The following is a 26,191-nucleotide window of genomic DNA, read 5'->3' as shown; positions in this document are numbered from 1 at the left end:
CGCCCCTGCTCCCTGAGGTGCGAGCGAAGCGAGCCTCGAAGGGCCTCGCGACGCATCTCGCCGCGCCCTTCGTGGCTCGTCGCTATCGCTCCTCGCACCTCAGGGAGCATGGGGAGGTTCGCACCTGAGGGAGTAGTTGTGTTGCGCAGCCGCGGTCAGTCGGCAATGTCGAAGACCACCGGGGCGTGATCGCTGGCGCCCTTCGCTTTTCGCGCGGCGCGATCGACGACGGCGCCCATGATGCGGGTGTCGAGAGCGGGTGAGCAGAACGCGTAGTCGATGCGCATGCCCTCGTTCCGGGGGAACCGCAGCTGGGTGTAGTCCCAGAAGGTGTACCCCGGGGCGTACGGAAGGGCCGAGTCGACGAGGCCGGCCTCCAGAAACCCCTGCACTGCAGCGCGTTCGGGTGGGGTCACGTGTGTGCGTCCCTCGAAGTACTCGCGATCCCACACGTCGTCGTCGGTCTGGGCGACGTTCCAGTCGCCGGCGAGCATCATGTCCGCGGCGGGGTCGTGGGCCAGCCGCAGGGTGATGTGATTCCGCAGCGCGTCGAGCCAGGCGAGCTTGTACGTGTAGTGCGAGTCGTCGGGTGTCCTGCCGTTGGGTACATAGAGGCTCCAGACGCGAACGCCGTTGCAGCGCGCGGAGATCGACCGCGCCTCCCGGATCGGTTGGCCGTCGACCGGGTGCGTCGGCACGCCGTCGAAGGAGATCTCGACCTCGTCGAGCCCGACCCGTGAGGCGATCGCGACACCGTTGTAGGCGCCTTGCCCGACGTGCGCGACGTCGTAACCGGCGGCGAGGAAACTCATCAGCGGGAACGCGTCGTCGTGACACTTGGTCTCCTGCATCGCGAGAACGTCGACGCCGGCGGTCTCCGCCCAGGCGACGACGGACTCGGACCGGGCGCGGATCGAGTTGACGTTCCAGGTGGCGATCCTCATCGGATGTCCTCCGACGCGGCCGGCACGTGCGGTGTCACATAGCGATAGGTGTGATGCAGCCCGAAACCCAGGCGGCGATAACACGATCCGGCCAACCGGTTGGTGGACTCGACCTGCAGGTAGACCGAGTCGGCGCCCTGCTCGACCCCCCACGCCGTCAGCGCCGCGACCGCCGCGGAGGAGAGCCCGCCCCCGCGCGAGCCCGGGTCGGTCCACAGGGCGGTCAACCCCAGCCACCGGTGTCCGTCCGGCGACTCGGTCACCGAACCCCGCCCGATCGCTGCTGCGTCGTCGACGGTCGCGAAGGTCATCGGGCCGTCCCCGGCGGTCACGACGCCGGCCACGGTGTCGAGTCCGCGCGACGGGCGCCCATCGGCGTATGCGCTCAACCAGCGGGTGTCCGGTTGCGGATCGAGTTGCACTGTCCGTCCGTGCATCTCGCCGGTGCGCGCGCGGAGCCCCGGCAGGTCGGCGGTCAGCATCTGTACCTCGACCCCGGGGTCTCCGGGAACGGAGCCCGACGGGATGAGGCGATCCGGGGAGGCGAGGAGCGGAGGGAGGCCGCGGTCGGCGTACCACTCACCGATATGTCGCAGGGTCGCGGCGTCGGGACGTGCGTGGCGTGCCAGGGGCACAGCCGAGTTGGCGCGTCTGCTGAAGCCGTGACCGGCCCGCAGGAGCCAGCCGTCGACCCACTCCGTCTCGACACCGGGCCAGGCGAGGGCGGCGGCGTGCTCGAGCGCGCGGATCTCGCTGTTGCGCACCGGTTTCGCGGACAACAGACGGACCGAGGTGATCGCCGCGAACGGGATCGACAACTCCTCGTCGTCGCGTCGTATCCGCAGCGGGTCGGAGTCGTCGAGCAGGACGCCCGTCACGTCCGACCGGGCGGCCGTGGGATCTCCCCGCCAATCGGCGGGGGTCGCATCGCCCAGCAGATAGCGAACGACGACGCGGTCGCCCGCGACGGCACCCGACAATGAGACCTCCACGCGGAAGCGAGATCAGTCGTCGTCGTGCCCGAACGGGTCGGCGACCTCGCCGGGCGTCCACGTCAGACCGGGGACCCCCCACTTGTTGCGTTTGATCGCCTTCTTCGCGGCCCGGGCGTTGCGCCCCACGAGCACGTCGACGTAGAGGAAGCCGTCGAGGTGGCCGACCTCGTGCTGGAGCATCCGGGCGAAGAACCCCTCGCCCTCGATGACGACCTCGGCGCCGGTCCGGTCGGTGCCGGTGACGCGGGCCCAGTCGGCACGGCCGGTGGGGAACTGCTCACCCGGCACCGACAGGCATCCCTCGTCGTTGTCGTCGGGATCCGGCATGGTCTCGGGGATCTCGGAGGTCTCGAGGACCGGGTTGATGACCTCGCCGCGGCGGCGGGCCGCCGAGCGGTCGCCGTCGGGGCAGTCGTAGACGAACACCCGGGACCCGACGCCCACCTGATTGGCGGCCAGGCCCACACCGTGGGCGGCGTCCATGGTGTCGTACATGTCGTCGATGAGGCCGACAACCTCGTCGGACGGACGGCCGTCCGCGTCGAGGGGGACCGGAGTGGTCGGCTGGTGCAGGACCGGCTCGCCCACGATGCAGATCGGGAGAATCGCCATGGCGATCACCTTAGCGCTGCTCAGGGCGCAGGAACGACGCCGGGTACGGCGTCGCGGATGGCGTCACCGGCAGGGCCGGGAATGCCGGGGAATAGCGTCGACTGCCAGTCGAAGCTGTCGACCGGCTCGGTCACCACCGAGCCCGCGCACGACCCGCGCAGCGACGTCCGCACGTTGGCGATGATCGTCGGGTCGCGCATCTCGATGACGTGGTCGTACCCCGTGTTCGCCAGGGGGACGGGGGAGTATGCGCGGCACTGTGCGGTTCCGTCGAGGCGACCGTCGGTCCATTCGCCGTCGCTCTGCACCACCGAGTACCGGGTGGGGCCGGGGGCGTCGGGACCACGGTTGAGCTCGGTGACCGCCTCGGCGTACATGCAGGTGTCGTAACCGCCGTCGCGCGGCTGCGCGCAACCGCCGGGCGAGCCGTACTGGGCGGTCCCGATCGCGACGTACTCGTCGACGACGTCGGACCCGCCGAGGAACTTCAGGTAGTGCCGGGCGCCGAGCCCGCCCGCACTGTGGGTGACGAGCCCGATCGACTTCGCGGTGCCGACGAAAGGTGCGATCGTCCGCTGGATCAGCCGGGCGTCGAACGCCACGTCGCGTCCCCCGGCGTGCGCGTACACCACGGTGTTCCCGTCGGCGCGGATCGCCTCGGCCAGCGGACGGAACGTCTCCTCGTTCTGCGCGTTGCCGGCGTAGAGCTGCTGGCCGGGCACGATGACCACGACGCGCTCGGCGGGCGCGGCGGCAGCGGGCGCGGCGAGTGCCGCGGTCGCGACGGCGGCCGTGGAGGCCAGCGCCGCGATGGCTCCCAACACTGCTCGCCGGGTCCTCGCCACCCCGGATCCGGTTGTCGTCATCCCGACCGTCGTCATCTCTGTCCCCCCGCCTCGACCCATCCCGGACAGGGATGAGTGAGGGCAGCCTAACAGCGGTCGCCGTCCGACGGAAATGGTCGTGATGCGCGCCGTGGCGAGTCACACCGCGATCGGACCGGCCCGCCGTGGTTAGATTGGCTGCGAACCACACCGCTGTCATTCGTCTCCGTGAGGAGACGTCCGCGCCCGCGTCGCATCGCGAATAGGTGCACGTCAGCGGTGGTGTGAGGTCGTCGACTGGTATCTGAGGGAGTGAGATGGACGGCGCAGCTGCGCGTAGCCAGAAACAGGGCGATCAACCCACCCCCGGCCAGGACGCAGAGGCCGGGGCGGCAGGCCGGCCGGTCGATCCGCACGAGGTCGGTGCGGACGGTCTGACCCGCCGCGAACACGACATCCTCGCGTTCGAGCGCCAGTGGTGGAAGTACGCCGGCGCCAAGGAAGAAGCGATCAAAGAGCTGTTCGGTTTGTCGGCGACCCGGTACTACCAGGTGCTCAACGCGCTGTTCGACCGGCCGGAGGCGCTCGCGGCCGATCCGATGCTCGTCAAGCGGCTCCGGCGCCTGCGCGCGACCCGTCAGAAGGCCCGTGCGGCGCGCCGTCTGGGCTTCGAGATCACCTGAGACGCTGAACCCGGTCGCCCTCGCGCGGTGCGTTAAGGTCGTCGGTGATGAATGCAGATCGTGAGCCCAATCGCCTGCCGCTTCGTGCGGGGGCGATGATGCTCTTCGCAGTCGCCGTGGTCTTCATCGGCCTCGGCTGGCATTCCGCGGCGACCGCCGGGAACGACGCCCCGACGACCGAAGCCGCGACGACCGTGAGTTCGTCGCCCACGTCGACGCCGGCGTCCACGAGTGCGGCGTCGACCGACAAGCGGCTCTGCGTGATCAACGCCGGCCAGGTCGCGGGCCTCGCCTCGGACGTCACCGATCTGCTGGAGGCCAGGGGTTACCAGATGGCGGAGCCCGGCAACTACACCGCGGGCGGGTTCAGCGAGAACACGGTCTTCCACGAGAACGACACGGACAAGGCCCAGGCCGACGAGGTCGCCGAGGCACTCGGCGGCCAGGTCGCGGTCGAGGAGCGGCCGGCCTCGTTCACCCGGTGCCGCGGCGGCATCCCGGTGGTCGTGGTGACCGCGGTCAGCGGCGCATGACCCGGGCCGAGCCGCGAACCTCTGAATTACGAAACAGCTGAACCGAGAATTACCGAAAACCACTGTCCGCCAACCAAGGAGTGACATGTCCGGACGTTCCACACTCGCCGCGCCCCGCGCTCTCGCCGCGTTGTTCTCCGCAGGACTGATCGGCGTGACACTGGCCGGGTGCAGCCCCGACCAGGAACCCACGGACGTCCCGGGCACGACGCCGCCCGTCGTCAGCGATGCGCCGCTCCCGCCGGGCGCCGAGGACGACGTCGACGGCGAGCCCAGCGGCCAGATCGCCGTCGCCGAGATCAAGGACACCTCCGGCGAGGTCGTGGGCCACGCCCACATCTCCGCGGCCACCGAGACCTCCGAGCCGGTCACCATCAACGTGCGCGTCACCGCCGGTGAGCTGCCGGCCGGGTTCCACGGCATGCACATCCACGAGACCGGCACCTGTGACGCGGGCGCCGGCGGCTCGCAGGCGTTCACCTCGGCGGGCGGACACCTGCAGGTGGACGGCAACACCGACCATCCCTCGAGCGGAGATCTGATCTCGATCAACATCCTCGAGGACCACACCGGCCGGACGGTCACCACGACCGATGCGGTGACGATCCAGCAGCTGATCGGCAAGTCGATCATGATCCATGAGAAGCCCGACAACTTCGGGAACATCCCGGCCGACAAGTACCCGGGCGGACCGAACCCCGACACCCTGCGGACCGGCGACGCCGGCGCACGCATCGCGTGCGGTGTCATCGAGGAGGAGAGCTAGGGGTTCTGGCGCCGTCCGACGCCACCTGAGCACATGACACCGATCGAGTTCGACGGGTCACCGACCCCCACCCTCGGGGTCGAATGGGAGTTCGCCCTGACCGACAAGGGAACCGGCGATCTGTCGAACTCGGCGGCGGCGCTCTTCGCCGCCGTCGGCGAACACCATCCCGACTTCGCGGGCAGAATCCACAAGGAGCTGCTGCGCAACACCGTCGAGTTGGTGACCGGCATCTGCCGGACCGCGGGCGAGGCGATCGCCGACCTCACGGGCACGCTCGGCGTGGTGCGGGGGCTGACCGAGGACCTCGGCGTCGATCTGTACGGCGCCGGTACGCATCCGTTCGCGGAGTACTCGACCCAACTGCTCACCGAGGGTCACCGATACGCGGAGCTGATCGAGCGCACCCAGTGGTGGGGGCGGCAGATGCTGATCTGGGGCGTGCACGTCCACGTCGGGATCAGCCACCGCGACAAGGTGTTACCCGTTCTCGACGCGCTCCTGAACTACTATCCGCACCTGCTCGCGCTGTCTTCGTCGTCGCCGATGTGGGCCGGTCAGGACACCGGATACGCGAGCAATCGCGCCATGATGTTCCAGCAACTCCCGACCGCCGGGCTGCCGTTCCAGTTCGAGACCTGGGAGCAGTTCGAGGCTTTCGTCGCAGACCAGAAGACGACCGGGATCATCGACCATCTCAACGAGATCCGCTGGGACATCCGGCCTTCCCCGCATCTGGGGACCATCGAGGTCCGCGTGTGCGACGGCATGACCAACCTCGGCGAGCTGTCGGCGATCGTGGCACTCATCCACTGCCTGGTCGTCGACCTGGACCGGCGGTTCTCGGCGGGCGAGAAGCTGCCGACGATGGCGCCCTGGCTCGTTCAGGAAAACAAATGGCGGGCAGCCCGGTACGGACTCGACGCCATCGTCATCCTCGACTCCGATTGCACCGAGAAACTCGTGACCGAGGACCTCACCGCTCTGCTCGAACGTCTCGAACCGATTGCGCGCGAGCTCGATTGCGTCGACGAGCTGGCCGGCGTCGAGCGCATCATCGCCCAGGGCGCGAGCTATCAGCGGCAGCGTGACGTGCATCGTCGCACCGGTTCGCTACGCGAGGTGGTCGCGTCGGTGGTCGCCGAGCTGGACGCTCCCTGATCTCGGTCGGCGCGAGATCCGGGAGGCAGGGCCCGGGCTCAGAGGGCCAAACCGATGGCGAGCACGACGATTCCGAGAGCGGGAACCACACCCTGTTTGAGTGCGGCCGCGATCTTGTCGGGGCTCGACAGCGCCAGCACAAGTGCCGCGGCCGCCATCGAGGCCGTGCCGGTGATGACGAGTGTTGCGCCGATCGCGATGGATCCGCCGATGACAAAGGCGATCCCGACGAACACGGCGATCGCGAGGAACAGGTTGTAGAACCCCTGGTTGAACGCCAGTTCCTTTTGTGCGCTCGCCTGTTCCACCGTTCCGGTGCCGAACGTCGCGCGTGCGCGCGCGCTCGTCCATGCGATGGACTCCAGATAGAAGATGAAGACGTGGACGAGCGCCGCGATCGCGGCGAGCACCAGACCTGCGATGACCATTTCGTACTCCTCGTTGTCGACGGGCCCGTCGGAGAATAGCGTTCCGACCTTCGGATCGAAGCGAGGTCTCTTCGACGCGGCCGTACACAGTTATCTCGACGAGGTAGTCCGCCCGCGGCTGCGTCCACTGACCGCCGGCATCGTCGCGGCCGATGCCGCCGAGAACTACCTGAACGGGCTGCGATCGGCGCCGACCGATGACACGTCTCCGGCTCGCGAGGGCTGCCTGCTCATCAACACCGCCGGTGCCCCCATCGGGCGCGACGCTGCTGTCGCTCGGCGAGGGGCGTCGGACGATCGGTCCGCAGTCAGTCGCGGTCCGGTGACTCCATGTCCCGCTGATCCATGAGCCCGTCGCGGGCCCGTTGCTCCTGGTATGCGAGCCGGCCGATCCGATGCGCCACGACGGGCGCGGTGATCAGGGCGAAGAGCCCGGCGAGAATCAGCATCCCGCTGTCGACGTTGTCGCCGAGCCGGAGCACGGCGCCGAGCAGGATGAGGAGCAGGCCGAAGGTCTGCGGTTTGGTGGCCGCGTGCATCCGGCTCAGGGTGTCCGGGAACCGGACGAGTCCGATGGCGGCGGTGACCGCCATCAGGCATCCGAGGAGCAGCAGCGTCGCGCTGATGATGTCGATGATCATGTCTGGTCGTCCCGGACTCGGAACCGCGCGATCGACACCGACCCGACGAAGCTGAGGAGGGCCAGGGCCACGATCGCCGGGACCACCGTCGAATCACGGCTGAACGCCGCCCAGGTCCCCAGGCCGCACATGCACAGCGCGATGAGCACGTCGAGTGCGACGAGTCGGTCGAGCGTGGTTGGGCCGCGCAGGATGCGGATCATCGTCAGCACCGCGGCGACGAGCAGCATGGCGGCGGCGATCGTCCAGACGTAGCTCATGAGTCACCTCGTTCCCGCTCGGGCTCGCCCTGTCGACGTTCCGGTTCGGTGTCGTCGATCGACCGGGCGTTGTCCACCGACCGGTCCACCGTGCGGACGTGGTGGAAGTCCTCGTCGATGCCGTGGAACGGACTCGGATGCCATTCGCTGTCCCGCTCGAACGCCTTGATGAACATCCGCTCGACATAGGCGACCTGATCGTAGAAGGCCCGCACCTTCTTCTCCGAACGGACGTCGAAGACGTGCACGTAGAGCATCCGGCGTCGATGGTCGATCTCCAGGACCATGGTGCCCGGCACCAGGTTGAGGTAGTCGACGGCCAGGGTCAGCACCATGTCGGACTTGATCGCGACGCGCACCCGTACCACGGCGCCCAGCGGTGGCCGGCCGGGACGGATGGCCATCCAGCCGATCTGCACACTCGACACGAAGAAGTCGACGATCAGACGGCCGACGAGCTGCAGTACCGACAGGGGATGGATACGGCCCTCGACCGGGACCCGCGGCAACGGCAGCACGGTCAGCACGAGCATCGCCAGCACGATCCCTGCGATCACATTGGCCCAGGACAGCGTGCCCCACAGCAGGACCCAGACGAACGTCAGCCACGCGATGGTCCACAACCGGACCGCGACCTCGCGGCCGTCGCTGCCCAGCCACCTGGGCACACGGGTGTGCGTGCGCAACCACACCAGCGCGCCGACGAAGTGCCAGAAGACGAACAGCAGCGACACGCGCCAGACGTTGATGACCAGGGACAGGACCGGTCCCTTGGTCGAGACGACCGGCGGCCGCCGCTTGGGCGCCGCGGATGCTCCGCGGGCGCGGTCGTCGGCTCGATCCTGCGCGCTCATCGGGTACCACCCACTCCCAGCACGGCGTCGACGTAGACGGCGCGGTCGACGACGTCGGTCGCCGCATGGTCGGTGAAGTCGAAGATGGGCCCGGCCCAGAGGGTGAGCACGAGTCCGGCGGCCACCATCGCCATCGTCGGCAGCACCATCATCACGGGCATCCGACCGACGTCCTCACGGTCGGAGAACGCGGCGTCGTCGGCGCTCTCGTCGATCAACGCGGACGGGCCCTTGTCGGCGAGATCGCCCTCGGGGGCGTCGGCGCGCGGTCGCCAGAATCCCTTGGTCCAGATGCGGGCCATGACGTAGAGGGTGAGCAGGCTGGTGACCACCGACCCGGCGACGAGGATCCAGGCCAGCACGGACCCGTCCTGGGTGCCCGCCTCGAGGAGGGCGACCTTGCCGATGAAACCGGAGAACGGTGGGATGCCGCCGAGATTCAGCGCGGGTACCAGGAACAGGACGGCCAGCAGGGGGCTGGCGATGAGCCCGCCCAGGCGGCGGAGCGAGGCCGAACCGGCTTGACGTTCGATCAGGCCGACGACCAGGAACAGCGTCGTCTGCACGAGGATGTGGTGGGCGACGTAGTAGATCGCCGCCGACATCCCGAGGTCCGACGACAGCGCGATGCCGAAGATCATGTAGCCGATGTGGCTGACGAGGGTGAACGACAGCAGTCGCTTGATGTCGGCCTGGGCGATCGCGCCGAAGATGCCCACGAGCATCGTCAACAGGCCGGCGACCAGCAGCACCGCGTCCATCGTGCCGCCGGGGAACAGCAGCGAGTGGGCGCGCACGATCGCGTACACACCGACCTTGGTGAGCAGGCCGGCGAACACCGCCGTGACGGGTGCCGGCGCGGTGGGGTAGGAGTCGGGTAGCCACGTCGACAGCGGGAACACCGCGGCCTTGATGCCGAACGCCACGAGCAGCACCGCGAACAGCGCGTTGCGGGTCCCGTCGGGGACGTCGTCGAGGCGCACGGCCATCTCGGCGAGGTTGAGGGTGCCGGTCGTCGCGTACGCGAACGCGATGCCCGCGAGGAAAATCAGCGACGACACCATCGACACCATCACGTACGACGCGCCCGCTCGGACACGTTCGGCGCTCGCCCCGAGGGTCAGCAGCACGTAACTCGCGGTCAGCAGGATCTCGAACGAGACGTACAGGTTGAACAGGTCGCCGGCGAGGAACGCGTTGCAGACACCCGCGGTCAGGATGAGGTAGGTCGGCAGGAAGATCGACGTCGGCTGCTGGGCCGTGCCGTCACGGATACCCTGCCCGATCGCGTACACGACGACGCACAGCAGCACGATCGTCGAGACGACGAGCATCAGGGCCGCGAGCTGGTCGACGACCAGCGTGATCCCGAGCGGTCCGTTCGGGTAGCCCTTGTCTCCCCAGCCGCCGATCGCGACCGCGAAGGTCCCGTGGCGGTCGGTCAGGTACAGCATCAGGCACGACGCGACGAACGCGACGGTGATGGCGACGATCGACACCGCCCGCTGGATCTTGGGGCTGCGGCCCAGCAGCAGCGACACGGCGGCAGCGCCCAGCGGCACCAGCGTCGGCAGCGTGATCAGGACGGGGATCCACGACTCCTGCGGGGTCATCAGTCACCCCCGTTCTCGTCGCCGTGCTTCTTCTTGTCCGGCCCGACCACGTCGCGGTCCGGCATCTCGCGCTGGTCGATGACGTCGGGGTCGGCGTCGTCCTCGCCGGACCCGTCGGGAGGTGCGACGGCCGACTTGGGACCCACCTCGTCGGGACCGAGTTCGCCCGGCCCGTACACGTCGGGCCCGTCCTCGCGGGCGGCGGTCTGCGCCGAGGTCTCGGGGTCGGGCTCCTCCTCCGCGCCGCCGATCTCATCGACGACGTCGGAGTCCGTCGGCATGATGTCGGTCTCGTAGAGCGCGGCGTGCCGGGCGGCGGCCTCCTCCGCGGTGAGCGGATTGCCCTTGTCGTCGAAGTGATCGCCGGTCGGGGTGTCGGAGAGGGTCAGTGGATCGTCGCTGCGATCGCGGTCGGGTGCCGTCCCCAGCGATCCGCTCAAGATCTTGACGTCCTCCTCGTCGTCCTCGACGTCGTCGTCGTCCCGATTGATCACGAACAACCGGTAGACCAGCGCCAGGACGAACGCGGCGACGCCCATCATGATCACGATCGCGGTCAGGACCATGCCCTGCGCGAGGGGATCGGCGTCGGACGCCCGGTTCTCCGACGACCGGCCCATGATCGGCGGGTTCCCCATGCCGCCCGACACGACGATGATCATCAGGTTGAGCGCATTGCCGACGAGCAGGAGCCCGAACAGCATCCGGACCAGACTGCGTTCCATCAGCAGGTACACGCCGCACGCCGCCATCGCGCCGATGACCAGCATCAGCGAGAGATTGGTGGTCATCGGCTCACCTGCTCGCCGGTGGTGCTCGCGGCGTCGTCCGCCGCGGTGTCGCCACGCGAGTTCTCGATGCGCGCCGCGGTGCGGGCGATCGTGGTCTCCACATCGAGACGCGCGCCGAGACTTCGCAGCACGTCCAGGACGAGCCCGACAACGATCAGGTAGATGCCGAGGTCGAAGAACAGGGCGGTCACGAACTTGATGTCGCCGAGGACCGGGACGGTGACCTCGAAGACCGCCGACGAGAGTGCGGGGGCGCCGAGGAACATCGAGACGATCGCCGTGGTCGCCGAGACGGCCAGGCCGGCGCCCAGGATGCGGCCGGGCTCGATCGGCAGCGCCTCACCGAGTTCGTAGCGTCCGCCCGCCAGGTAGCGGAGGACGAGCGCGAGACCCATCGTCAGGCCGCCGGCGAAGCCACCGCCCGGCGCATTGTGGCCGGCGTAGAAGAAGTAGATCGACAGCACGACCATCGTCGGGAACAGCAATCGCGTCGTGGCCTCGAGAACCATCGACCGGTGGCGCGGGTCGCGCAGTCCGGAACCGAGGAGCCACGTGGTGCGGTCCGGTGGGACGTGATCGTCGTCGTCCCCGTTGTCGCCGGCCTGCAGCCGGGCGGCGTCGGCCACCCGCGGCGCCGCCCCGAAGCGGCGGTTGCGGAAGACCATCGACGCGACGCCGGTGGCGGCCGCGATGAGCACCGACACCTCGCCGAGGGTGTCCCAGGCGCGGATGTCGACGAGCAGGACGTTGACCGCGTTGGCGCCGTGGCCGTACTTGTAGGCGGCCTCGGGCAGGTCGACGTGCAGCGGTTCGGTCGAGCGGGCGGACGCCGCGAACAACCCGATCAGGACCAGCATCGCGCCGAAGGCGAGTCCGATGAGGGCGCGCAGCGGCTTGAACCCGGTGGCGTGCCGCTTCTCCGGTTCGGCGGGCAGCTTGCGCAGTACCAGCACGAAGATGACCAGGGTGAGCGTCTCGACGAGGAACTGGGTGAGCGCGAGGTCGGGGGCGCCGTACAGCGCGAACAGCATCGCGCAGCCGTAGCCGGTGATCCCGACGACGAGCGTCGCGGCGAGGCGGTTGCGCAGCAGCACGGCGGCCAACGACGCGGCGACGATGCACCCGCCGATCACCAGCTGGACCGGCTTGGCGTCGTAGTCGATCTCCAGTCGGTCGCGAGCGCCGGCGAACAGCACGATGGTCGGCAGCAGGATCGCGGTGCACAGGATGACCCCCTGGGTGACCGGGAGCGAACCGCGCTGGGTGTTGCGCGTCAGCAGCAGCGACAGGGTGTCGGCTCCGCGCAGCGTCGCGTCGTAGATGCGGTCGGCGTTCACCAGCGGGCGGAAGCCGAAGACGCGGTCGCGGACCCGGCGGATACCGAGGAACAGCAGGGCGCCGCCGACGATGACGATGATCGAGAACACGACGGGAAGGCCGAACCCGTGCCACAGCGCGAGATGCTCGAGTTCGTGCCCGTACCCGTCGAGGGTCTCGGCGTACGGCTCGAAGAGAGCGCCTAGCTGCGGGCTGAACACGCCGGCCGCCACACCGGCCGCGGCGAGCGCCACGGGCGAGAAGTAGAAGGGCCACTTCGGCGGGTGCATCTTGGCGACCGCCGGACTCGGGGTGCTGCGCACCTTGCGGCCGAACGCGCCCCACAGGAAGCGGAGCGTGTAGGCACAGGTGATGATCGAGCCGACCAGCAGGATTATGTCGACGGCGTGGGCCTGCCACGAGACGAACGCCCCGGTCTCCCACACCGAGGCGAAAGCTGTTTCCTTGCCGACGAATCCGAGGGTGACGGGGATGCCGGCCATGCTCGCCCCGGCGACCGCGGCGGTGATCGCCAGCCCCGGGAGACGATGGCCGAGCCGGGCGAGTTTGCGGACATCGCGGGTGCCGGTGGAGTGGTCGATGATGCCGACGACCATGAACAGCGACGCTTTGAACAGCGCGTGCGCGACGAGCATCGCGATGCCCGCCATGGCGACGTTCGCGTCGCCGATGCCGACCAGCACGGCCATGAAGCCGAGCTGGGACACCGTGCCGAACGCGAGGATGAGTTTGAGGTCGAGCTCGCGCAGCGAGCGCCATCCGCCGAGCACCATCGTCACCAGGCCGAGCCCCACCACGGCGATCTGCCAACTGATCGTCACCGAGAAGGCGGGGGCGAGACGTGCGATGAGGTAGATGCCGGCCTTGACCATCGCGGCCGCGTGCAGGTACGCGCTGACCGGGGTCGGTGCGGCCATGGCGCCGGGCAGCCAGAAGTGGAACGGGACGATGGCCGATTTGGTGAGCGCGCCGATCAGCAGCAGGACCACTGCGATGTCGACGTACACACCGGTCGGCGGTGCCGAGACGATCTCCGACAGCAGGTAGGTGCCCGACCGCTCGCCCAGCATGATGATGCCGACGAGCATGGCCAGACCGCCGAACGTGGTGACCAACAGCGCCTGGGTGGCGGACCGCCGAGCCGTCGCGCGCACCCCGTAGAAGCCGACCAGCATGAACGAGAGCACGGTCGTGAGCTCCCAGAACACGTACAGCACCAGCATGTTGTCGGAGATGACGAGGCCGAACATGGCCGCGGCGAACGCGACCATCTCGCCGCCGAACACGGCGACGCGGGGACGGGCGTCGTCGAAGTAGTGGGCGCAGTAGCAGAGGACGAGCGCACCGACCCCGAGGATCAGCACCGACAGGATCGCGGTCAGGGTGTCGAAGCGGGTGGCGATGTCCATCTGGAGTGATGGGACCCAGCTGACCGTCTCGACGCGGGCGGCAGCCGCATCGGCCGGCGGCCAGTTGAGCACGACCCAGATCAGCGCGCCGAGGGGCGCCAGTGCGAGAACGTAGAAACCGCGGGTACCCATCCAATGGATGACTGCGGGCGCGACGAGTGCGCACACTGCCAACGCAGCCAACACAGAGATCAAAAGGGCACTCCGTCTTTCTCCCGGCGGGGTGTCACGGGCGAGCACCCGCGGTGGCTACTTTACCGTTGCCCGTATGTTCCGGTTCGACTGGCTCCGGCGTACCGCCGTCAGCATCGCCGCTGTCCTGCTGGTGTTCGGCCTCGTCGTGGGTTGTGCGGACGAGGAGCAGGCCGGACCGGACGGCGTCCCGTTGCCGTCGGATTTCCCGGCCGCGCAGGTCCCGCTCATCGACGGTCACGTGCTCTCGGCGAGCGGCAGTCGCTCCGATGGTTGGGAGGTCGCGGTGCAGGGCCCGGCCAACGCGGGCAATCAGCTCGAGGCCGCGACCGAGACGCTCACCGAGGCCGGTTACGTCGAATCGCACCGTTCGACCGAGGGTGGACAATCGGTCGTCGTGCTGTCGGCGACCAAGGAGGGTTCGACCTACTGGGTCCAGATCGGCGCGTCCCCGCAGGCTGCGGGCGGTGGGTCGTCGGTCTTCTATCTGGTCAACGTGGAGTAGTCGCACCCCTAGCCTGTCGATCGACGGTCGTACCGATCGGGGCGGCCGTGGTCCACGATCGCTATCGGGCACCGCGTGTGATGCTGCGCTGCGCGTGCCACCGAGCCCGCCCAGGCGGTGAAGGTGCTCCCGGCCCGGGGGCGGGTCACGACCAGAAGCGAGGCCTGCGGAACCGCCTCGCCGACGGCCCTCGACGGGTTGCCGTTCACCAACTGCAGCGTCGTGTCGCGGTCGGGGAAGCGTCGGCGCCAGGGGTCGAGCAGCGCGTCGGCTCGCGCGTACAGCGCTTCGATCCGAGCGGGCGGGGCGTCGTCGGGGATCGCGCACACGATCGCCACGGGGTTGCCGGTGGCAACGGCGTACTCGAAGGCGGTCGACAGCGCGAGGTCGGACGGGGCGTCGGCATCGATGGCCGCGACGACCGGACCGCCCGTCGCGAGGTTGCCGTACGGAACCGTCACGACCGGGCATCGCGACCGGGCCGAGAGCGCGGAGCTGATGCTCCCGGTGGTGAGGCGTTCGATGAGGCCGGGTCGATGATGGCCGAGGACCATCAGATCGACCTGACCCGACAGCCTGGTGAGCAGGGGTATCGCGAAGTCGTGTTCGACGACGGTCTCGATGCGCAGGCCCGGATGCCGGGTGCCGAGACGGCCGGCCACCGCGGTCAGGTGGGCGGCAGCTGCCTGCCGCGTGGCGGTGACGTCGAAGTCGAGTTCGAACTCGCTGAGTGGTTGCAGCGCAACGGCTGCCGCGAATCCGTGAATCAGTAGCAGGCGGTCCCCGTCGCGGGCCGAAGCGGCCGCCCAGTGAGCGGCCGCCTCGGATTCGGGACTCAGATCGACCCCGACGGCGATGGTGTTCATCGGGCGCGGGTGGCGTCGCCCGTCCGCGTCTCGCCGGCGATGGCGTCGTCCGCGACGGGACCGACCGCCGACGGTGCCACGGCTGCGGGCACGGCGACGTCGGCGACCGCCGCCTCCTGCGCGCGGCGCTCCTCGTCGCTGCTCATCGTCTTCAGCGCAACCTCCTTGATGAACACGATGGCGATGAAGCTCAGGGCCGCCATGACCGCCGCGACCAGGAACACCCGGGCGGTGCCGTCGCCGTACGCGCCGCGCACGATGGCCGCGATCGGGGCGGGCAGTTCGTTCAGGTTCGCCAGCCCGGCACTGCCGCCGCTCGACGCACCGGCGCCGATGCCCAGCGCGCCGAGCCCCTTCGCGATGAGGTCGGTGACGTGGTTGGACAGGACCGCGCCGAGCACCGACACACCCGCGGCGCCGCCGAGTGAGCGGAAGAAGGTGACCGTCGAGGTCGCCGCACCGAGGTTGTCCGGGCTGACGTTGTTCTGTACCGCCAGCACGAGGTTCTGCATCGTCATGCCCATGCCGCAGCCCAGGATGAAGAGGAACACGCCGACCACGACCATGTCCGTGTGTGCGTCGATGGTCGCGAGCAGTCCGAAGCCGATCGTCATCATCGCGGCACCGGCCACGAGGAATCGCTTCCACCGCCCGTACCGGGTGATCAGGTTGCCCGACACGGTCGCCGACAGCATCGAACCGATGACCATCGGCAGCGTCAGCAGGCCGGCCGCGGTCGGCGAGTAGCCACGTGCGATCTGGAAGTACTGGCCGAGGAAGACCGCACCGCCGAACAGCGCGACGCCGACGCCGACGCTGGCGAGGGTGGCCAGGGTGGTGGTGCGGTCGCGGAAGATGTGCAGCGGGATGATCGGGCTGGAGACCTTCGACTCGACGAAGATCGCCAGGGCGAGGAGCACGACACCGAGTGCGACGAGACCGTACGAGGTCAGCGAGGCCCAGTCGAAGTTCTTACCGGCCAGCGTCACCCAGATGAGCAGGGTGCTGACGCCCGAGGCGATGAGGGCGGCACCGAGGTAGTCGATGCTGACCTTCTTGCGGACCACCGGGACGTTCAGCGTGCGCTGGATGACGAGAAGGGCGATGACGGCGAGCGGGACGCAGACGTAGAACGTCCAGCGCCAGCCGAGCCAACTGGTGTCGACGATGACGCCGCCGATGAGCGGACCGGCGACGGTCGCGACGGACATCACCGCGGCCATCGGGCCCTGGTAGCGGCCGCGTTCGCGCGGGCTGAACATCGTCGCGACGACGATCACGACCAGCGCCTGCAGGCCGCCGAGGCCCAGACCCTGGATGACGCGGAAGCCGATCAGCATGTCGACCGAGGTGGAGAGCCCGGCGAGGACCGAACCCAGGGTGAACAGGAACAGCGCGCCCTGCACCAGGAGTTTCTTGCTGACCAGGTCGGCGAACTTGCCCCAGATGGGCGTGGTCGCGGTGGACGCGAGCAGGGTCGCGGTGATGACCCAGGTGTACTGGTCCTGGGTGCCGTGCAGGTCGGTGATGATCGTCGGCAGGGCGTTGGACACCACGGTCGACGACAGGAACGCGACGAACATGCCGAGCAGGAGGCCGATGAGGGCCTCGATCTTCTGACGATGCGTCATCGGCACCTCTTCGGCCGGCGCCATCGCGGACGCGGGTGCACTCATATGGCAAACCTCCGAGAAAGAGAGCTGCCCGCGACGAGGAGACGGGCGGGCGGCGAAACGGCGCGCGCGGTGGCGCACCCGATTGGTTGATTGATGCAACTATAAGTCGTGATGGTTGCAACCAATAACTATCGGAGGTTATTCCGGGTGTGTTCCGGGACTCATTCAGACGCAGCGGGGAGCGCGGCGGTGCTCAGTCGAGCCGACGCTCGGCGTAAGCCTTGAGGTCGGCGACCTGCGCGGGATCGAGCGACGGCCGAACCCGCTTGCGGGCCTCCTCGACGTCGGCCACGGTCACCGCGGCGGCGTCGATGTCCCGGCGCATCGCCGACAGGGCGGCCTCGCGCAGCAGGGCCGAACAGTCGGCCGCCGAGTAGCCCTCGAGGTCGCCGGCCAACTCATCGAGGTCGACTCCGTCGAGCGGGACGTCGCGCCCGGTGGCGCGCAGGATGTCCCCGCGGGCGTCGGCGTCCGGCGGCGGCACGAAAACCAGCCGTTCCAGCCGCCCGGGCCGCAGCAGCGCCGGGTCGATGAGGTCGGGTCGGTTCGTCGCACCGAGCACCACGACGTCCTGGAGCGGTTCGACGCCGTCCAGTTCGGTCAGCAGCGCGGCGACCACCCGGTCGCCGACACCGGAGTCGGTGGACTGACCGCGGCGCGGTGCCAGCGCGTCGACCTCGTCGAGGAAGATCAGCGAGGGCGCCGACTCGCGGGCACGGGCGAACAGATCCCGCACCGCCTTCTCCGACGACCCGACCCACTTGTCCATCAGCTCGGCGCCCTTGACCGTGTGCACCGACAACTGACCCGACGCCGCGAGCGCGCGGACGACGAAGGTCTTGCCGCAGCCCGGCGGGCCGAACAGAAGCACTCCACGCGGCGGGTCGACGCCGAGCCGGGCGAAGGTGTCGGGGTGCTGCAGCGGCCACAGGACCGCTTCGGTCAGAGCCTGTTTCGTCTCGACCATGTCGCCGACGTCGGCGAGGGTGATCGAGCCAAGCGCGACTTCGGGGGAATCCGAGCGGGACACCGGCCGGATGACGTCGAGGGCGCCGACGAGATCCTCGGTGCGCAGCGACGGCGCGGACTTCTCGGCACTCGCGCGCGTCGCGGCGCGCAGCGCGGCCTCGCGGGCCAGCGCGGCGAGATCCCCGGCGACGAAACCGGGGGTGCGCGAGGCGACCGACGTGAGGTCGAGGTCGCCGTCGGTCGGGACGTTCGACAGGATCGCCGAGAGCAACCGCGCCCGGGTCGCGGCGTCGGGGAGGCCGATGACCAGTTCCCGGTCGCAGAGCGACGGGTCGCGCAACCGGGCGTCGAGGCGTACCGGTTCGGCGGTGGTCGCGATGAGTGCGATGCGGCCGTCGGCGATGCCGGAACGCAGTTCGTCGAGGATCAGTGCGGCGACGGGCTCGGGTTCGGCGGGTAACAGCGCGTCGACGTCGGTGATCAGCAGGACCCCGGCGGCCGCCCGGGTGCGGGCCACCGCGTCGGCGACCGTCCGCAGGCGGGTGTTGGCCTCCGTCGCGCCGACCGTCGGGCCGTCGATGGTCACCAGCGTGCGCGACGCGCACACCGAACGGACGAAGGTCGCCTTGCCGCCGCCGGCCGGGCCGGTGACCAGGACGCCGAGACGCGGTGTCGCACCGAGGGTGCGCAGCACCTCCGGCTCGTCGAGGGTGATGGTGAGCCACTCGGTGAGCTTGGTGATCTGGGAGTCGACGCCGACCAGCTCCGACACCGGCCGGACCGGGATCTCGGGCTCCCGGGCGGGCTCGCGGACCGGGCTGGGCGCGGCGGCCGGCCGCGGGCGGGAGTCGGACTCCGACACCATGCCGAGGGCGCCGGGGATCCGGGGTGAACCGGGACCGGTCCGATCGCCCAGCGGTGCCACCTCGCCCGCGGTGGTCGACCACAGCACGGCGGTGTTGGTCTGCACGCTGACCGGCGCCGACACCCGGCCACCCGCCGGCGGGCCGGGCTCGGTTGCCGTGACGGTGAGCAATTCGGTGGTCCAGGTGATCCCGACCGACCTGGCCAGCGCACGCGTGGCCTCGGTGGCGGCGAGCTCGGGACCGAGGTCGCGGGGGAGGAGCGAGACGGCGTCACCGACGGACAAGACCTTCCCCAGCAGCGCGCGGCGCAGCGTCGACTCGGTGATCGACTGGGTGGCCAGCGCCGAACCGCTCACCACCACCCGGCTCGCGCCCTGCACCTCAACGGGCGCCAGCACGACCGTCGAGTTCTCGCGGACACCGGCGTTGGAGAAGGCGATCTCGTCGAGGAGGGCGACGCCGGTCGGCGCGGAGGCCTCGGTCGCGGCCACCACGGCGGCGGTGACCCGTGCGCCGGTGATCGACACCGCGTCCCATTCCCGCAGCGAGAGGGCCGTCAACACCTCGGGATGCACGCGGATGATGCCGCGCCGCGCCTCGGCCGCCGAGGGATTGTGCCGCGCGGTCAGCGTGAGGGAGGCCGGTGTGCTCATTCGGACTCGCTTTCGGTCGTCTCGCCGGGCGCGCCGACCACGGACCGGCCGGGGCCGGTGGGACGGTTCAGGCCCATGCGGCCGAGGGAGTTGATGACCGGCCGACGGCGTCGACCTCCGGGCGACGTGGCACGCAGGGCCCGACGCTGCGCCCGACGTTCGGCCGGCTTGTCGTCCCAGTGCTCGGGCCGGGAGGCGACCCAGCGGCGCGCGCGCCACGCGTACGGGATGTGCAGGACGTATCCGGCGATGGCGATCATCATCAGCACGTACGGGAAGGTCACCAACAGTGCCGCGGCCGCGGCGACCAGCACCAGCAGGCCGGTCACCGCGCGAGCCGGGATCGATGCGGTCTTCAGCGAGGACGTCGGGACGCGACTTACGGCCAGGAAGGCGACGAAGATCAGCCACCCGCCGACGGCCGGCAGCGACGTCCACCACCCGTCGCCGAACTGTTGTTCCAGCCCGATGGGCAGGAGCGCGCAGATCGCCGCGGCGGGCGCGGGGACACCGACGAAGAAATCCTTGGTGTACGCGGGTGCCTCGTCGTCGTCGAGCAGGGTGTTGAACCTCGCGAGGCGCAGGACGATGGCGCAGCAGTAGATCAGCGCGAGCACCCAGCCGAGGTCATGCCCGTCGATGAAATAGAAGTAGATGATCATCGCCGGGACCACACCGAAGTTGATCGCGTCGGCCAGCGAGTCGATCTCGGCGCCGATCCGGCTCGTGGCTCCCATCAGGCGTGCGACCCGACCGTCGATGCCGTCGAGGAACGCGGCCGCGACCAGGAGAGCCATCGCGGTGTCGACGTCGCCGTTGATCGCTGACCGCATGGCCGTCAGGCCCGCGCAGATCGCGAGGATCGTCAGCGACGACGGGATGACGATGCGGCTGGCCTGTGCCTGGCGCCGCAGACGCCGGCGCTCCGGCTCCCGCGGAACCGGATGTGTCTGTGCGTGCCGGCTGGCCGAGCGCGCGGTCGGGTTGCGCGCGGTGCGCGAGCCGGGGCGTCGCCGGCCGGGGTTCGTGCCGGGTGAGGTCATGTCGGTCGGGTTCACCGGGCCGGAGTTCACTGATCCAGGTACGCGAACGGGGTCTCGCCGCCGACCGCGCGCTGGCCGACCGAGACGCGGGGCCGGGTGCCGGCCGGGAAGTAGACGTCGACGCGCGATCCGAATCGGATGAGCCCGTAGGTCTCGCCGATCGTCAGCGAGTCCCCGACCGACGGCTCGCACACGATCCGACGGGCGACGAGACCGGCGATCTGCACGACCGCCAGCTCAGGGCCGGGCGTGCCGCCTGCGGCGGTGGTGCGGATGGTCATCGTGGTGCGCTCGTTGTCGCGGCTGGCCTCGGGGAGGTCGGCGGAGACGAACGCGCCGGGCGTGTGGGTCACAGTGGTCACCGTGCCCGCGATCGGCACGCGCTGCACGTGGACGTCGAAGATCGACAGGAAGGTCGAGACCCGGGGCAGCGGCTGTGTGCCCAGGCCGGACTCGGCGGGCGGGACAGCCTCGTCGACCAGGGCGATGGTCCCGTCCGCGGGGGCGACCACCACGCCGGGTTCGGTCGGGGTGACCCGCTTCGGATGCCGGAAGAAGGCTGCGCACGCGGCGGCGGTCAGCGTGGCCGGTCGGGCGATCCAGCGGTGTCGACGCCCGAGGAGCGCGACGGCTGCAGGCGCGGCGACGAACGGCACACCCGCCGGATGGATCGGAGGGATGGTCTCTCGGGCCAGATCGAGAAAATGGGCGACACGGCCGGTGTCACCGGAGCCGTCCGGACGCGGACGTCGGGCCACGATCAACCTCCTCTGGCCTGTGTCCAGGCCGGATAAATGGTGCGCACCGCATCGCCGGGTGCATCGGCGTCCACTCTAGAGCGCCGCGCCCGGAGACCTCGTCGTCAGCGCAGGACCAGCACGTCCACCAGGGTGCCCGCCTCGACCGCCTCGACGTCGGCGGGGACGTCGATGAGCGCGTCGGCCTCGGCGAGGTAGCGCAGGTGATGGGACGCCGGCGGGCCGATCGGGTCCACCCCGACCACCCCGTCGCGAGGCCCGGCGTCGAGCACGCCCCGCAGGAACTGTCGTTTGCCGCGGGGTGAGCGGATGTCGGCACCGAGACGAGCTCGGATTCGTTCCCGGTCGGCGGGCAGTGCCATCGCGGCCCGCAGCGCGGGCCGGATGAAGACCTCGAAGGACACGAGTGCACTGACGGGATTTCCCGGCAGCGTGATGATCGGCACGCGCCGGCCGCGGGAGGAGGGGAAGTGGCCGCACCCCTGGGGCATGCCCGGCTGCATCGCAACCTTCACGAACTCGACGGTCCCGGTCGCCGACAGTGCGTCCTTGACCACCTCGAAGGCGCCGGCGCTGACACCGCCCGAGGTGATGATCAGATCGGCGTCGTCGGCGACCTCGTCGAGCCGCGCGGCGAAGTCCGCGGTGTTGTCGGGCACGAAGTGCAGGTGACGGCCGGCCGCGCCGGCCTCGATGACCGCGGCGGTCAGCATCGCGCCGTTCGACTCGTAGATCTGCCCGTGGCGCAACGGTTTTCCGGGTTCGACGAGTTCAGAACCGGTGGACAGCACGACGACCCGCAGCCGCCGGGCGACGGTGATCTCGGCGAGGCCCAGTGCGGCGAGCAGGCCGATCTGCGGTGCGCCGATCACCGTGCCGGCCGGCAGCGCCCGGGTGCCGGCCTCGATGTCGGAGCCGCCGCGCCGGATGTGCCTGCCGCGCTCGGGTGCTGCGGTGAACGTGACGGTCGGCGCCGCGGCCACCGGGCCCACCACGGCGTCGGTCAGTTCGACCGGGACGACCGCGTCGGCGCCCGCGGGCATCGGGGCGCCGGTCATGATGCGGTGCGCGGTGCCCGGCTCGAGAGTGAGGTCGTCGGTACGGCCGGCGGGGATGTCCGCGGCGACCGGCAGGGTGACCGGCTCGTCGGCGCTCGCGTCCGCGAGATCGTCTGCGCGGACCGCGAATCCGTCCATCGCGGAGTTGTCGAAGCCGGGCAGCGACAGCGGGGCGTCCACGTCGGTGAACGTGGCGAAGCCGAGCGATTCCGGCACGGCGACCTCCGACGGTTCGGCGGGGCCGAACAACGCCGCGACGATGCGCTGATGCTCTACGACGGTACGCATCCGCTCAGCATGCCAGGTGTCGACGGAGACCATGGCGTCGTCCCGGCAGGTGACCGGGCCGTCCTGCGACGCCGCTGGGCGAGGACTACATTCGTGCGCATGGCGCTGGGTCTGCTGTTCGACATCGACGGGGTGATGGTCACCTCGTGGCAGGCGCTGCCCGGCGCGGTCGAGGCGATCGCCGATCTCGCCGACCAGGGCATCCCGCGGATGTTCTTGACCAACACGACGTCCCGCTCGCGTGGCGAGATCGCCGAGGCGCTCAACGAATGCGGTTTCGAGGTGAAGCCGGACGAGATCCTGTCGGCCGCCAAGCTGACCGCCGAACACGTCGCCGCCACCTATCCGGGCAAGCGCGTGTGGGTGCTCAACCAGGGCCCGATCGCCGAGGACATGACCGGCGTGGAGTTGACCGACGACCCGGCGTCGGCCGAGGTGGTGGTACTCGGCGGTGCCGGTTCGGTCTTCACGCACGCCACGCTGTCCAAGGTCCTGGAGATGATGCTCGACGGGATTCCGGTGATCGCGATGCACCGGTCCATGACCTGGTCGACGGCGGACGGCTTGAGCATCGACACCGGGGTGTACCTCGAGGGTCTCGAAAAGGCTTCGGGCGCAAAGATCAAGGCGATCGGCAAGCCCTCGCCGGTCGGTTTCCGGGCGGCCACCGAGGTCCTCGGTCTGGAGCCGACCCAGGTGGTGATGGTCGGCGACGACATGCACAATGACGTTCTCGGTGCCCAGGCGGCGGCGCTGATCGGGGTGTTGGTCCGTACCGGCAAGTTCCGCGAGGAGGCGCTGCATGCGTTGCAGCGTGACGAGTTCGGGCCCTACCCCGACCACATCATCGACTCGGTCGCCGACCTCCCCGAGCTCATCGGCAAGCTCGGCGGAGCCTGATCCCCGCGCCTAAACCCGAGAGACCGACACAACCATTGCCCCCTGAGGTGCGAGGAGCGAAAGCGACGAGCCACGAAGGGTTGGCGACGCATCGCACAGGACCCTTCGTGACGGCCTCCGCAAGCTCCGGCCTCCTCAGGGAGCAGGGGGCGAGCGTCTCCCCGCTCCCTGAGGAGCGAGCTTGCGAGCGTCTCCCCGCTCCCTGAGGAGCGAGCTTGCGAGCGTCTCGAAGGGTCAGTTGGACTCGGCGGCGCGCTTGATCTTGCCCAGCGTCTCGGCCATCCCGAGCTTGAGCTCCTCTTCGAACGACTCGGCGCCGCCGAAGAGCTTGTCGACGAGTACCGACGACACCTTGGTGGTCGACCCGTTGACCTCGCGCCGCTCGGTGACCGTGACCCCGGCGTCCTTCGGGGTGATGGTGTAGCTCCAGATGGTGTGGTTCTCCGCGACCCGGAAGCCGAGTTCCTGGTTCGGGGTGAACCGGACGACCTTGGAGGTGGTCGGCCACACCAGCGGGCCCCGGCGGTTGATGTTGATGGTCTTGGTCCCCAACCCGACGGTGCCGCCGCGGATGATCATCTTCTTGCACTGGGGGCTCCACTCGCCCATGCGCTTCAGATCGGAGATCACCGACCACACCTGTTCGGGCGTGGCGTCGATGTCGATGGATTCCTCGATGAGTGCTGCGGTCATGGTCGCTCACCCTATGTGCTTGTTGGCCGAGGGTCAATAAGCATGTTCGGGTGCCCGAGTCAACCCCGGAAAACGCGTGGACCAGCGATGTCGCGCCGAACTCAGACCAGCAGGGTGATCCCGATGACGGCACCGATGGCCAGGAAGACGGCGGCGGTGATCCACCCGGCGGGGTGTTCGTCGGCGGCCCGGCGGCCGGTGGTCACGGCGTCGTCGGGGGTCTCGTCACTGCGCGGCGCGCCGTCGAAGAGCAGCGTGCCGAGCTTCCCGGGTGTGAGCCAGTCGATCAGCACGAACGACCACATCATCACCGCGATCGCCAAGACCGTGTACGCGACGGTGTAGAGCAGCGCGCGCCACAGTTCCAGGAGTTCGGTGTCGATGACCGAACAGACCAGCACGATCGCGAGGCCGATGACCATCGATGTGGTCAGCAGCACCGCGTTGCGGTTGTGCTCGATCCACACCAGCTGCCGCAGCCGGCCCGGTGTCACCAGGTCGAGGGCGGCGAAGCCGAGGACGAGCACGGCGATCCCCACCAGGCTGAACGATGCCCCCGCGGCCAGGTTGTCCCGCAGCAGTTCCATCCGGCTCCCTCTCGCCTCGCATCGACATCAGCGGGCTGCCGCCCGACTGCAACACCTCGAGCGGGCTGCCGCCCGAAAGGACTTCAGCGAAGGCCTGCGCGCGAGAACGCGCAGGGCCTTCGCTGAAGGACAGTAGCCGGTATCAGCCGACGCTGAGCATGTCGTAGGTGTCGATGTTCTCCGCCAGGCGGGTCACATGGTCCGACGCGTCGCCCAGGGTGTGGCTGATCGCCGTCAGACGGCTCACGTAATGGGCGATCGGGTACTCGGCGGTCATACCGATACCGCCGTGCATCTGGATCGCTTCCTGACCGATCAGGCGCGCCGAGCGGCAGATCTGCAGCTTGGCCCGCGACGCGATGATGGGATCGGCGATCCCATCCGCCAGCGCCGACGTCGCGTAGAGGCTCAGGCTGCGAGCGAGTTCGAGCTGGACGTACATGTCGGCGGCACGGTGGGTCAGTGCCTGGAAGGCCGACAGCGTGACGCCGAACTGCTTGCGCGACTTGAGGTATTCGACGGTCAGGTCCAGGCTCCGCTCCATCGCGCCGACGGCCTCGGCGCACAGTGCGGTCTGGATGCCGACCTCGGCGTCGGCGATGGTCTGCGACGCGTCGCCGGTGCCCAGTCGCGTCGCCTTGACGTCGCTGAACTCGATCTGCGCGCCGCGACGGCGGTCGTGCGTCCGGTACGGCGTCCGGGTGATGCCCTGGGCATCGGCGTCGACGAGGTAGAGGCCGACGCCGTTGTCGTCGCGCGCCGACACGATCAGCTTCGCAGCGCAATCGCCATGTCCGACAAGGCTCTTGGTGCCTTTGAGGACGCCGTCGGCCGACGCGGTGGTCTCCACCCGCGCCTCCGGCCAGCGGTCGCCCGGCTCGGTGTGGGCGAAGGCCATCAGCAGTTCGCCCGACGCCAGCGCGGTCCGCAGCTCGGCGCGGGTCGCGTCGTCGGCGAGGCCGAGGAGCGAGCCGGGGACGAGGACCGAGTCGAGGTAGGGCTCAGGTGCCAGTGCGCGGCCGAGTTCGGTCATGACACTGGTGAATTCGACGGGGCCGGCGTCCATGCCGCCCTCGTCCTCCGGGAAGGTGAGGCCGAGGATGCCGATCTCGGCCAGCGACTTCCACACCTTCTCGCTCCAGCCGAGATCGGTGTCGGTGACCTTGCGCAGCGTCTCGACGTCGTAGGTCTTGGTGAGGACCTCGCGAACGGTGTCGCGCAGCATCCCCTGCTCTTCGGAAAGCTCGAAATCCATGGTGTTCCTTAGTGAAAGGTCGAAAGGTGC

26 protein-coding genes are annotated in these 26,191 nt (G+C 69.5%); 6 read left to right on the top strand and 20 right to left on the bottom strand.

Annotated elements, in window-relative coordinates; all coding sequences use genetic code 11:
• Positions 1–155: 155 nt before the first annotated feature.
• Genes AS181_RS09645 through AS181_RS09630 form a run of 4 tightly spaced genes read right to left on the bottom strand, consistent with a single transcriptional unit; the run spans position 156 to position 3,417 of the window.
• Complete coding sequence (locus AS181_RS09645; protein ID WP_058251358.1) at positions 156–944, bottom strand: exodeoxyribonuclease III; 789 nt, start codon at positions 942–944, stop codon at positions 156–158.
• On the bottom strand, positions 941–1,924 hold the full coding sequence (locus tag AS181_RS09640) for an N-acetylglutamate synthase, CG3035 family (protein WP_231742353.1): 984 nt from the start codon (positions 1,922–1,924) through the stop codon (positions 941–943). The genes AS181_RS09645 and AS181_RS09640 overlap by 4 nt, the downstream gene beginning before the upstream one ends.
• A gap of 24 nt (positions 1,925–1,948) precedes the next feature.
• Positions 1,949–2,551, bottom strand: a complete 603-nt coding sequence (locus tag AS181_RS09635; protein WP_058251431.1) for a peptide deformylase — start codon at positions 2,549–2,551, stop codon at positions 1,949–1,951.
• 20 nt (positions 2,552–2,571) lie between these two features.
• Positions 2,572–3,417 carry an esterase/lipase family protein gene (locus AS181_RS09630; RefSeq protein WP_058251430.1) on the bottom strand — a complete coding sequence of 282 codons (846 nt, stop codon included), beginning with the start codon at positions 3,415–3,417 and terminating at the stop codon, positions 2,572–2,574.
• 275 nt (positions 3,418–3,692) lie between these two features.
• Here AS181_RS09630 and AS181_RS09625 point away from each other — a divergent pair, with 275 nt between their 5' ends.
• The 4 genes from AS181_RS09625 (at position 3,693) to AS181_RS09610 (ending at position 6,518) form a co-directional block, all read left to right on the top strand.
• Positions 3,693–4,058 carry a DUF3263 domain-containing protein gene (locus tag AS181_RS09625; RefSeq protein ID WP_058251356.1) on the top strand — a complete coding sequence of 122 codons (366 nt, stop codon included), beginning with the start codon at positions 3,693–3,695 and terminating at the stop codon, positions 4,056–4,058.
• Positions 4,059–4,105: 47 nt separating this feature from the next.
• Positions 4,106–4,591 carry a LytR C-terminal domain-containing protein gene (locus tag AS181_RS09620; protein ID WP_058251355.1) on the top strand — a complete coding sequence of 162 codons (486 nt, stop codon included), beginning with the start codon at positions 4,106–4,108 and terminating at the stop codon, positions 4,589–4,591.
• An 85-nt stretch (positions 4,592–4,676) separates the two neighbouring features.
• Complete coding sequence (locus AS181_RS09615; protein WP_058251354.1) at positions 4,677–5,357, top strand: superoxide dismutase family protein; 681 nt, start codon at positions 4,677–4,679, stop codon at positions 5,355–5,357.
• A 33-nt stretch (positions 5,358–5,390) separates the two neighbouring features.
• The gene (locus tag AS181_RS09610; protein WP_058251353.1) at positions 5,391–6,518 is read left to right on the top strand and encodes a glutamate--cysteine ligase; all 1,128 of its coding nucleotides are present in this window, start codon (positions 5,391–5,393) and stop codon (positions 6,516–6,518) included.
• A 38-nt stretch (positions 6,519–6,556) separates the two neighbouring features.
• On the opposite strand, the gene AS181_RS09605 is transcribed toward AS181_RS09610, so the two are convergent.
• From AS181_RS09605 to AS181_RS09570, 7 genes are all read right to left on the bottom strand, one after another.
• The gene (locus AS181_RS09605; RefSeq protein ID WP_058251352.1) at positions 6,557–6,946 is read right to left on the bottom strand and encodes a DUF1304 domain-containing protein; all 390 of its coding nucleotides are present in this window, start codon (positions 6,944–6,946) and stop codon (positions 6,557–6,559) included.
• Between the two features lie 308 nt (positions 6,947–7,254).
• The gene (mnhG, locus tag AS181_RS09595; RefSeq protein WP_058251351.1) at positions 7,255–7,587 is read right to left on the bottom strand and encodes a monovalent cation/H(+) antiporter subunit G; all 333 of its coding nucleotides are present in this window, start codon (positions 7,585–7,587) and stop codon (positions 7,255–7,257) included.
• Positions 7,584–7,847, bottom strand: coding sequence for a monovalent cation/H+ antiporter complex subunit F (locus AS181_RS09590; protein ID WP_058251350.1), 264 nt, complete (start codon positions 7,845–7,847; stop codon positions 7,584–7,586). Before AS181_RS09590 ends, mnhG begins: the two co-directional genes overlap by 4 nt.
• Positions 7,844–8,701, bottom strand: a complete 858-nt coding sequence (locus AS181_RS09585; RefSeq protein ID WP_058251349.1) for a Na+/H+ antiporter subunit E — start codon at positions 8,699–8,701, stop codon at positions 7,844–7,846. The genes AS181_RS09590 and AS181_RS09585 overlap by 4 nt, the downstream gene beginning before the upstream one ends.
• Complete coding sequence (locus AS181_RS09580; protein WP_058251348.1) at positions 8,698–10,314, bottom strand: Na+/H+ antiporter subunit D; 1,617 nt, start codon at positions 10,312–10,314, stop codon at positions 8,698–8,700. The genes AS181_RS09585 and AS181_RS09580 overlap by 4 nt, the downstream gene beginning before the upstream one ends.
• Positions 10,314–11,105 carry a Na(+)/H(+) antiporter subunit C gene (locus AS181_RS09575; protein WP_058251347.1) on the bottom strand — a complete coding sequence of 264 codons (792 nt, stop codon included), beginning with the start codon at positions 11,103–11,105 and terminating at the stop codon, positions 10,314–10,316. The genes AS181_RS09580 and AS181_RS09575 overlap by 1 nt, the downstream gene beginning before the upstream one ends.
• Entirely contained in the window at positions 11,102–14,047 is a 2,946-nt protein-coding gene (locus tag AS181_RS09570; RefSeq protein ID WP_058251346.1) for a Na+/H+ antiporter subunit A, read from the bottom strand. Before AS181_RS09570 ends, AS181_RS09575 begins: the two co-directional genes overlap by 4 nt.
• A gap of 73 nt (positions 14,048–14,120) precedes the next feature.
• Between AS181_RS09570 and AS181_RS09565 the strand changes: the two genes are divergently transcribed.
• Complete coding sequence (locus tag AS181_RS09565) at positions 14,121–14,549, top strand: hypothetical protein (RefSeq protein WP_058251345.1); 429 nt, start codon at positions 14,121–14,123, stop codon at positions 14,547–14,549.
• An 8-nt stretch (positions 14,550–14,557) separates the two neighbouring features.
• On the opposite strand, the gene AS181_RS09560 is transcribed toward AS181_RS09565, so the two are convergent.
• From AS181_RS09560 to moeA, 6 genes are all read right to left on the bottom strand, one after another.
• Positions 14,558–15,415, bottom strand: a complete 858-nt coding sequence (locus AS181_RS09560) for a universal stress protein (protein WP_058251344.1) — start codon at positions 15,413–15,415, stop codon at positions 14,558–14,560.
• Positions 15,412–17,091, bottom strand: coding sequence for an MDR family MFS transporter (locus AS181_RS09555; RefSeq protein ID WP_058251343.1), 1,680 nt, complete (start codon positions 17,089–17,091; stop codon positions 15,412–15,414). Before AS181_RS09555 ends, AS181_RS09560 begins: the two co-directional genes overlap by 4 nt.
• A gap of 193 nt (positions 17,092–17,284) precedes the next feature.
• On the bottom strand, positions 17,285–19,579 hold the full coding sequence (locus AS181_RS09550) for an AAA family ATPase (RefSeq protein ID WP_058251342.1): 2,295 nt from the start codon (positions 19,577–19,579) through the stop codon (positions 17,285–17,287).
• The gene (locus AS181_RS09545; protein WP_231742352.1) at positions 19,576–20,622 is read right to left on the bottom strand and encodes a CDP-alcohol phosphatidyltransferase family protein; all 1,047 of its coding nucleotides are present in this window, start codon (positions 20,620–20,622) and stop codon (positions 19,576–19,578) included. Before AS181_RS09545 ends, AS181_RS09550 begins: the two co-directional genes overlap by 4 nt.
• Before the next feature lie 26 nt (positions 20,623–20,648).
• Positions 20,649–21,380 (bottom strand): phosphatidylserine decarboxylase, encoded by a 732-nt coding sequence (locus AS181_RS09540; RefSeq protein WP_058251340.1) that lies wholly within the window; start codon positions 21,378–21,380, stop codon positions 20,649–20,651.
• Between the two features lie 104 nt (positions 21,381–21,484).
• Positions 21,485–22,726: a molybdopterin molybdotransferase MoeA gene (gene moeA / locus AS181_RS09535; protein WP_058251429.1), complete on the bottom strand. Its 1,242-nt coding sequence runs from the start codon at positions 22,724–22,726 to the stop codon at positions 21,485–21,487.
• 99 nt (positions 22,727–22,825) lie between these two features.
• On the opposite strand from moeA, the gene AS181_RS09530 reads away from it, so the two are divergent.
• Complete coding sequence (locus AS181_RS09530) at positions 22,826–23,626, top strand: HAD-IIA family hydrolase (RefSeq protein ID WP_058251339.1); 801 nt, start codon at positions 22,826–22,828, stop codon at positions 23,624–23,626.
• 234 nt (positions 23,627–23,860) lie between these two features.
• On the opposite strand, the gene AS181_RS09525 is transcribed toward AS181_RS09530, so the two are convergent.
• From AS181_RS09525 to AS181_RS09515, 3 genes are all read right to left on the bottom strand, one after another.
• Entirely contained in the window at positions 23,861–24,319 is a 459-nt protein-coding gene (locus AS181_RS09525) for an SRPBCC family protein (RefSeq protein WP_058251338.1), read from the bottom strand.
• A 101-nt stretch (positions 24,320–24,420) separates the two neighbouring features.
• Positions 24,421–24,906 (bottom strand): DUF350 domain-containing protein, encoded by a 486-nt coding sequence (locus AS181_RS09520; protein ID WP_058251337.1) that lies wholly within the window; start codon positions 24,904–24,906, stop codon positions 24,421–24,423.
• Positions 24,907–25,048: 142 nt separating this feature from the next.
• Positions 25,049–26,161, bottom strand: a complete 1,113-nt coding sequence (locus AS181_RS09515; protein WP_058251336.1) for an acyl-CoA dehydrogenase family protein — start codon at positions 26,159–26,161, stop codon at positions 25,049–25,051.
• Between the last annotated feature and the right edge of the window lie 30 nt (positions 26,162–26,191).

This window comes from Gordonia sp. SGD-V-85 (genome assembly GCF_001456905.1).
In the GTDB taxonomy this organism is placed as follows: Bacteria; Actinomycetota; Actinomycetes; order Mycobacteriales; family Mycobacteriaceae; genus Gordonia; species Gordonia hongkongensis.
The sequence above is the reverse complement of the archived record's forward strand: the minus strand, read 5'-3'. Positions and strand labels throughout refer to the sequence as shown.